The organism is Peterkaempfera griseoplana (genome assembly GCF_001418575.1).
GTDB lineage: Bacteria > Actinomycetota > Actinomycetes > Streptomycetales > Streptomycetaceae > Peterkaempfera > Peterkaempfera griseoplana.
Map to the genome: position 1 here is coordinate 1 of NZ_LIQR01000416.1, position 8415 is coordinate 8415.

Annotated in this window: 8 protein-coding genes; 4 read left to right on the forward strand and 4 right to left on the reverse strand. The window is 71.0% G+C overall.

Going from position 1 to position 8415, the window contains the following annotated elements:
* Positions 1-51 precede the first annotated feature (51 nt).
* The 4 genes from AOK09_RS28205 (at position 52) to AOK09_RS28220 (ending at position 3194) form a co-directional block, all read left to right on the forward strand.
* Positions 52-450, forward strand: a complete 399-nt coding sequence (locus AOK09_RS28205; protein ID WP_055590073.1) for an FHA domain-containing protein — start codon at positions 52-54, stop codon at positions 448-450.
* 134 nt (positions 451-584) lie between these two features.
* On the forward strand, positions 585-1502 hold the full coding sequence (locus AOK09_RS28210) for an ABC transporter ATP-binding protein (RefSeq protein ID WP_055590074.1): 918 nt from the start codon (positions 585-587) through the stop codon (positions 1500-1502).
* A complete protein-coding gene (locus tag AOK09_RS28215; protein ID WP_245687511.1) occupies positions 1499-2722 on the forward strand; it encodes an ABC transporter permease in 1224 nt (407 codons plus the stop codon). Before AOK09_RS28210 ends, AOK09_RS28215 begins: the two co-directional genes overlap by 4 nt.
* A gap of 67 nt (positions 2723-2789) precedes the next feature.
* Complete coding sequence (locus AOK09_RS28220) at positions 2790-3194, forward strand: globin (protein ID WP_055590075.1); 405 nt, start codon at positions 2790-2792, stop codon at positions 3192-3194.
* Positions 3195-3511: 317 nt separating this feature from the next.
* Here the strand turns inward: AOK09_RS28220 and AOK09_RS28225 are convergent, their stop codons facing one another.
* The 4 genes from AOK09_RS28225 to AOK09_RS28240 all read right to left on the reverse strand — a co-directional run bounded on the left by AOK09_RS28225 (position 3512) and on the right by AOK09_RS28240 (position 8076).
* Positions 3512-4201, reverse strand: coding sequence for a hypothetical protein (locus AOK09_RS28225; RefSeq protein ID WP_055590076.1), 690 nt, complete (start codon positions 4199-4201; stop codon positions 3512-3514).
* Positions 4202-4215: 14 nt separating this feature from the next.
* Positions 4216-4755, reverse strand: coding sequence for an acyl-CoA thioesterase (locus tag AOK09_RS28230; RefSeq protein WP_055590077.1), 540 nt, complete (start codon positions 4753-4755; stop codon positions 4216-4218).
* Positions 4756-4843: 88 nt separating this feature from the next.
* Entirely contained in the window at positions 4844-6508 is a 1665-nt protein-coding gene (gene ettA / locus AOK09_RS28235; protein WP_055590078.1) for an energy-dependent translational throttle protein EttA, read from the reverse strand.
* A gap of 155 nt (positions 6509-6663) precedes the next feature.
* Positions 6664-8076 carry a thioester domain-containing protein gene (locus AOK09_RS28240; RefSeq protein WP_245687512.1) on the reverse strand — a complete coding sequence of 471 codons (1413 nt, stop codon included), beginning with the start codon at positions 8074-8076 and terminating at the stop codon, positions 6664-6666.
* Positions 8077-8415 lie beyond the last annotated feature (339 nt).

Below are 8415 nucleotides of genomic sequence, written 5' to 3' on the forward strand. Positions count from 1 at the left end.
AGCTGTGTATAAGCCACAGCCCCCGAGCCCCCGCCGGTCCGGTCCACCTGGGTGGCCGTGGTCAGCGCGGACCGCGACTACTTCACCCAGATGATGGCCCGCAGCGGCCCCGAGGCCCAGGGCCTGTACTTCCCGCCCTACTGCCCCGAGCGCCGCATCCCGATGACCGGCCGAGGCCAGCTGCGGATCGGCCGCCGCAGCCAGCAGCGCGGCACGGTGCCCGAGATCGACCTCTCGGTGCCCCCGGAGGACCCGGGCGCCTCGCACCAGCACGCCCTGTTCCAGGAGCAGCCCGACGGCAGCTGGATCGTGGTCGACCAGGACTCCACCAACGGCACCACCGTCAACGGCTCCCCCGACCCCATAACCCCGCACACCGCCGTCCCGCTCAACGACGGCGACCGGGTGCACGTGGGCGCCTGGACCACCATCACCGTCCACCGCGCCTGACCTGCCGATCCACCCGCTGTCCCCCCGCCGGTCCCCGCCACGCGGGGGGCAGCCGAGTGCTTTTGCCCGACTGAGACCATCGGAGTCGACGCAAGTCGCACCTTTGATCACTCGTGATCCCTAGGGTGTGGCCCATGACAGCTGCAATAGCCGCCGAGGTGATCCGGAAGCGGTACGGGGACATCCAGGCCGTCGACGGGGTGGCACTCACCGTCGAGACGGGCGAGTTCTACGGCATCCTGGGGCCGAACGGGGCCGGCAAGACCACCACCCTCGAAATACTCGAGGGCATACGTGAACCCGACGAGGGACACATCGAACTGCTGGGGCTGAACCCCTGGCCGCGCAATCCGCGACTGCTGCCCCGGATCGGCGTGCAGTTCCAGGCCTCGGCCTTCTTCGACCGGCTCACCGCCCGGGAGACCATCCACACCTTCGCCTCGCTCTACGGGATCGGCGCCAGGAGCGCCGACGCCATGCTGGAGCGGGTCGGCCTCACCGAACTCGCCGCGGTACGCGCCGAGAAGCTCTCCGGCGGCCAGGCCCAGCGCCTCTCCATCGCCTGCGCACTCGTCCACGACCCTGAGCTGGTCTTCCTGGACGAGCCCACCACCGGCCTGGACCCGCAGGCCCGCCGCAACCTGTGGGACCTGCTGCGCGACATCAACGCCGAGGGCCGCACCGTGGTGCTCACCACCCACTACCTGGACGAGGCCGAGATCCTCTGCGACCGGGTCTCCGTCATGGACCACGGCAAGGTGCTCAAGACCGGCGCCCCGGCCGCCCTGGTCCGCGAACTGGACGAGACGGTACGGGTCAGCGTGGAGTCCGGCCTGGTCACCGCGGACGCCGTACGGGAACTGCTGGACGCGGCCGGCGCCGAGCTCTCCGCCGTCGAGGACAACGGGGTGTCGCTCTCCGTCGCCACCCGCGCACCGGCCCCCGTGCTGGCCGTCCTGGCCGACCAGGGCGCACTGCGCGGCCTGGAGGTACGCGGTGCCACGCTGGAGGACGTCTTCCTCCACCTGACCGGACGGGAGTACCGGGCGTGACCGGCGACCAGACCTCCACCCAGACCCCGGGCGACGGCACGCCCGCCGTCCCGGACGACGCCGTCGCGGCCCACGGGGGGATCCCCGCCCAGGCAGGGGCCGCTCCGCGGCGCCCCGCCCCCGGCTCCGGCCGCCCCGCAGCGGGCCGCACCCCGAGCGCCTTCCGCAGCCTCTCCCGGGTGATGATCGTCACCTTTCTGCGGGACCGGTCGGCGCTGTTCTTCGTGGTCCTCTTCCCGCTGATGTTCCTGCTGCTCTTCGGCACCCTCTTCAAGAGCGCCACCAGCGCACACGCCAAGGTCGCCCAGGTCGGCTCCGTGGCCGCGCTGGACTCGGTGAAGGGCCAGGCCAGGACCGAGCTGGAGAAGGTGCTCGCCATCTCCAGGGAGCCCGACGAGGCCGAGGCGCTGCGCAAGGTCCGCAAGGGCGACCTGGACGCGCTGGTGGAACAGGACGGCTCGGGCACGGTGGTGCTCCGCTTCAGCGCGGCCGACCAGGTCCGCGCAGGCGCCGTCCAGGAGATCGTCAACTCGGTGGTGCAGCAGGCCAACCAGGCCGCCACCGGCAAGCCTCCGGCCTACACGCTGAGGTCCACGCCGGTCGAGGACCAGTCCATCAAGCCCATCCAGTACCTCACCCCGGGCCTGCTGGGCTGGGCCATCGCCACCGGCGCCGTCTTCAGCGCCGCGCTGACGCTGGTCACCTGGCGCCGCAAGCGGCTGCTGCGCCGGCTGCGGCTGGCTCCGGTGAGCGTGGGTGCCATCGTGGCCTCCCGGGTGGGCGTCAGCATCCTCACCGCGCTGGTGCAGACGGCGATCTTCGTGGTGGTGGCCTCCACCCCCGCCTTCGGGCTGAAGCTCACCGGCAACTGGTGGCTCACCATCCCCATGGTCATCTGCGGCACCATCGCCTTCATGTCGATCGGCCTGCTGGTGGGGTCGGTGGCCAAGACCGAGGAGGCCGCCAACGGCATGGCACAGATCATCGTGCTGCCGATGTCCTTCCTCTCCGGGTCGTTCTTCCCCCTGGACGGCGCCCCCTCCTGGCTGCAGACGGTCTCCAAGGTGATGCCGCTGCGGCACCTGGTCACCGCCACCCAGAGCGTTCTCACCCGGGGCGGCGGCCTCGGCGACGCACTGCCCACCATGGGGGGCCTGCTGCTGTTCGCCGCCGTGGTGACTGCGATCGCCTGGCGGTTCTTCGACTGGGACGAGGCCTGACAGCCCGCGGGCGGGCCGGGCGGGGATCCCCTCCCGGCCCGCCCGCGGCTTCTGCGACCATGGTGGGGTGACTGAGATCGGACGCGGCGCCACCAGCGAGGAGACCTTCTACGACGCGGTCGGCGGCGAGGACGTCTTCCGCCGCCTTGTGCACCGCTTCTACCAGGGGGTCGCCGAGGACCCCCTGCTGCGGCCGATGTACCCGGAGGAGGACCTCGGCCCGGCCGAGGAGCGGTTCACCCTCTTCCTGATGCAGTACTGGGGCGGCCCCCGCACCTACAGCGACAACCGCGGCCACCCCCGGCTGCGGATGCGTCACGCGCCCTTCCGGGTGGACCGGGCCGCCCATGACGCCTGGCTGCGCCATATGCGCGACGCGGTGGACGACCTGGGGCTCAGCCCCGACCATGAGCGCCAGCTGTGGGACTACCTCACCTATGCCGCCGCTTCCATGATCAACACCGCCGACTGAGCCGTCCGCGGGCTGTCGTGCCGCAGGCCGGCGCGCGGCACCGCACGGGTCGGCCGAACGGCGGACGCCCGCCGAACCGGGGGTCGCCATCCGCACAGCGGGCCGACACCGGAGGGGCGCCGAGCCAGGGGGCCGTCGTCCGCGCAGCAGGCCGGAACCGCGAGAGCTGATGCCGCGGGTCGGCCGAACGCGGAGACCCGCCGAAGCACGGGGCCAACCGAGCCATAGGGTCGCCGTCCGCACGGGGGGAGCTCCCAGGCCGTCGGCCCCCGAGGCCGACGACGGGCACCGCCTCGCCCAGGCAGGCACCGCTACGTTCAGGACAGCGGGGTGAGTCCCAGGCCGCTGCCGGGCCCCGCCGTACGCCGCAGCGCCACCGAGCCGTGCGGACAGCTCAGGCGCAGCCAGCCGCCGGCCTGGAACACCGACAGCTCGGCCCCCGGCCGCAGGAAGCCCAGCACCTGGGCGCCGTGCACGGCGCGCAGCGGCAGCTCGGCCGTGCTGTCCAGCGGCCGGGACCAGATCTCGTCCGCCAGCGCGTCCAGCGCGGCCCGGGTGCGGTCCTCCGGGGGCATCGCCTCACTGCGGGAGCGGAACTCGGCGACTGCCCCGGCGACCGCCGCGGCGACAGGCGCGCCGGGGAGGGCGCCCAGGGGGCGCCAGCCGCTGCGGGGCGGCAGCATCCCGGTCCAGGCGGGGCCGGTGACCGTGGGCGGGACGGCCAGTGCGGCGGCCTCCTCGTCCAGGGCCTCCAGCAGCTGACCGGCCGAGACCGTGGCGTCCAGGGTTTCCTTCGGCTCCTCGCGGAGCCTGGCGGCGCGTATCGCCACCACGCCGGATGCGCCCAGCGGCAGTCGGCCGAAGACGGCCAGCACTCCGCTGCCGGCGGTGGCCGAAGCGGCGGCCTGGAGCCGGACTGCGGCGGCCCGGTCGTAGCGGAGCAGGCGGCTCAGGAAGGACGCCAGGTCGGCGGCCTCCCCGGGATCGGCGAGGCGGAGGGTGGTCATGGCCGGTGCGGTGCTCAGGCCGCCGCCTCCTCGGCGCGGGTGCCGCTGTCGGCGGCAGGGGCCGAGGCAGCGGTCGGGACCTTGGCGTCGGCGCCGGGCGCGGCACCGGCTGCGGCCTCGGCCGCGTCGTCCGGACCGTCCGTGTAGCGGTTCAGGAAGGCGCGCTCCACCGGCGAGATCCGGCGGGGCCTGCCGGCTGCCAGGTCATAGGGGACCACCACGGTGGAGGCCTTGACGTACACCGTCTCGCGCCCCTCCTCGTCGATGTCCTTGATCTCGTAGCGGACCGTCAGGGAGGCCGCGCTCACCCTGGTCACCCAGGTCTCCACGGTGACCGGTTCGGGCCGGTGGACCAGCGGCCGCAGATAGTCGATCTCATGGCGGGCCACCACCGAGCCGCCCGCGAACTCGCCGGCCCCCGCCTCGGCGGCGCGGTTGAACATGAAGTCGACCCGGGCCTCCTCGAGATAGCGCAGGAAGACGACGTTGTTCACATGGCCGAAGGCGTCCATGTCGGACCAGCGCATCGGGCAGGCGTAGATGTGGCGTGCCACGCGGGGTGCTCTCCTGAGTTCTGCGATGTGGTGCTGCCTACGCGGCCCGGCGGACCGCCCTGGGGCGGTCCGCCGGGCCCGGGCGGCGTCAGCCGCGGGTGAGCTTCTTGTAGGTGGCGCGGTGCGGCCGGGCGGCCTCGGCGCCGAGCCGGTCGACCTTGTTCTTCTCGTAGGACTCGAAGTTGCCCTCGAACCAGAACCACTTGCTGTCGCCCTCGTAGGCGAGGATGTGAGTGGCCACCCGGTCCAGGAACCAGCGGTCGTGGGAGACCACCACGGCGCAGCCGGGGAACTCCAGCAGCGCGTTCTCCAGCGAGGAGAGGGTCTCCACGTCCAGGTCGTTGGTGGGCTCGTCGAGCAGCAGCAGGTTGCCGCCCTGTTTGAGGGTGAGCGCGAGGTTGAGGCGGTTGCGCTCACCGCCGGAGAGCACTCCGGCCGGCTTCTGCTGGTCCGGGCCCTTGAAGCCGAACGCGGACACATACGCCCGGGACGGCATCTCGACCTGGCCGACGTTGATGTAGTCCAGCTCGTCGGAGACCACGGCCCAGAGGGTCTTCTTGGGGTCGATGCCGCCGCGGTTCTGGTCCACGTAGGAGATCTTGACGGTCTCGCCGACCTTGATCTCGCCGGAGTCCGGGGACTCCTCACCGGTGATCATCTTGAAGAGCGTGGTCTTGCCGGCGCCGTTGGGGCCGATGATGCCCACGATGCCGTTCCGGGGCAGGGTGAACGACAGGTCGTCGATCAGCACCTTCTCGCCGAAGGCCTTGTTAAGGTTCTTGACCTCGACCACGACGCCGCCCAGCCGGGGACCCGGCGGGATCTGGATCTCCTCGAAGTCCAGCTTCCGCATCTTGTCGGCCTCGGCCGCCATCTCCTCGTAGCGGGCGAGGCGGGCCTTGGACTTGGCCTGGCGGCCCTTGGCGTTGGAGCGGACCCACTCCAGCTCTTCCTTGAGCCGCTTGGCGCGCTTGGCGTCCTTCTGGCCCTCGACCTTCAGGCGGGCCTGCTTGGTCTCCAGGTAGGTGGAGTAGTTGCCCTCGTAGGGGTAGGCGCGGCCGCGGTCGAGCTCCAGGATCCACTCGGCCACGTTGTCCAGGAAGTACCGGTCGTGGGTGACCGCGACGACGGTGCCGGCGTACTTCTCCAGGTGCTGCTCCAGCCACTGCACGGACTCGGCGTCCAGGTGGTTGGTGGGCTCGTCCAGCAGCAGCAGGTCGGGCGCCTCCAGCAGCAGCTTGCAGAGCGCGACCCGGCGCTTCTCGCCACCGGAGAGGTTGACCACCGGCCAGTCGCCGGGGGGGCAGCCCAGGGCGTCCATGGCCTGCTCCAGCTGGGCGTCCAGATCCCAGGCGTTGGCGTGGTCCAGCTGCTCCTGGAGCTTGCCCATCTCGTCGAGCAGCGCGTCCGAGTAGTCGGTGGCCATCAGCTCGGCGATCTCATTGAACCGGTCGAGCTTGGCCTTGGTGTCCTTGACGCCGTCCTGGACGTTCTCCAGCACGGTCTTGGAGTCGTCGAGCGGGGGCTCCTGCAGGAGCATGCCGACGGTGAAGCCGGGCGAGAGGAAGGCATCGCCGTTGGAGGGCTGCTCCAGGCCTGCCATCATCTTCAGCACCGTGGACTTGCCGGCGCCGTTGGGACCCACGACGCCGATCTTCGCTCCCGGCAGGAAGCTGAGCGTCACGTCGTCAAGGATGACCTTGTCGCCGTGCGCCTTGCGCACCTTGCGCATCGTGTAGATGAACTCAGCCAAGGGAAATCGCTCCGGCGTCGTCGGGAATGGACTTACAGGGGTTACGACCCTCCATTGTGCCGCAACCTTGAGGGCCACCCCGCACGCCGGGACCCGGCCCCCGTGAACGGGAGCCGGGTCCGGGCGGTACTACCTGCTGCCGACCGCGTCCTGGATCAGGCGGACGGGGTCGAGCGGCGCTTGCGGAGGAAGAACACCACGCCGCCGCCGATCACCACGAGCGCCGCGGCGATACCGGCGATCACCGGGGTGGCGCTGCTGCTACCGGTCTCGGCCAGGCCGCCGCCGGTGGTGGTGCCTGCGGTGCCGGTGGCACCACCGGTCGTGGTGCCGGTGCTCGGGGAGGCGCTGGGCGCAACACTCGGGGACGCGCTGGGCGTGGCCCCACCAGTGGTGGTGCCGCCCGTGGTGCCGCCGGCGGTGGTGGCGGTCTTGCAGTCCAGGACGCCGGTGGTCTCCCACGGGCCGTAGCCGGCCGGGCCCTCGATCTTGATGTCGTACTGCTGGTCCTCGGCGACCTTCACCAGGACGGTCTCGGACTTGCCCGGCTGGACCGTGTGGGTCTCGCCGTTGAGGGTGAAGGTGAAGTCCTCGTCACCGCTGTTGGTGGCGGTGACCTGGACGCCGCCGGCCGTGCAGTCCTTCTCGAAGGTCACGGCGGGGATCGGGCCCTGGTGGGCCTTGGGTGCCCAGGCGCCGGTCGCGGAGGCGCTCACCGGCACGGAGGAGGAACCGGCCAGGATCAGGGTCTGGCTCTTCTTGTCCACCGGGCCGAAGACCCGGCCGACCTCGATCTGGGTCGTGGTGGACGCCGTGACGGCGCCCTGGCCCTTGGGGGCGTTGGCGGGAACGTCGAAGAACAGCTTGTCGCCGTTGACGGCCGAGGTGGCGGCCTGGCCGCTCTCGTTCACCAGGGTGACCCCGGCGGCCTTGGCCGCGGCGTCCAGGTCGAGCGCGACCTTGTCGGCGCTGGTGCTGACGGTGATCGGGCCGACCTTCTCACCACTGTTGCCGGAGACACTGTCGGGGTTCAGCTGGAGCGAGGGCAGCGGCTCCTCGACGCCGCCGTTCTGGTCCGCCTGCGCCTCCAGCCACTGGGTCACCTTGTCGGCGGCCTTGTTCTGCGGGTGGGCGTCGACACCGTCCGAGAAGTGCCAGATGGCGGCCTGGGTGGCGGCGGCGGCCGTGTCGTCGTTCAGCGTGACGCCGGCCTTGCCGCCCAGGGTGGCGGGGTCCACCACCGGGTAGGCGTGCTGAAGGATCCAGCGGATCTTGCCCAGCTGCTCCTTCTTGCCCGACAGCACCGAGTGGTCCCAGTCGGTCTCGTTGTACTCGGTGCCGCCCCGGGTGGGGTTGTGGATGTCGATGCAGTACGTCTCGAGCGTCGCATCCTTCAGCTTGAGCTGTATGGTGCCGCCGGTGGGCTGCTCCACCACGTGGCCGGAAGCGTTGAGGATGTCGACCGTGCCACCGTGCACGATGTCGCCCAGCACGGCGACATTCGCACCGCCCTGGCCGTCGTCGGCCGCCGCGGCGCCGGCAAAGGCGAGGCTTCCCCCGACAAGCATGCTCGACGCGAGCATGACAGTTGACACGCGGGGCATGACCCGCCCGCGAACACGGAACATAGATGTCTCCTCCGGGCGGCCACGCAGACTGACGCACCGCCGACATGCTGCGCCCCCCGCGCAAGCTCGACCTGACCTGATGCATCCTATTGATCGTTGAGGCCGCTCAAACCTCCGTGCGAAACCAGGACAGTCCCGTGTCCGCATCGTTACCAAACGCCCGAGCGTCTACAGAGCTGTCGATAAATCCGCAATCCAGACAGGGAGTAGACGGAGCATCACATCTTCGCCATCAATCCTTCACTCTTTCTCCGCCTCCCCCGCCGCACCCCTCTCACC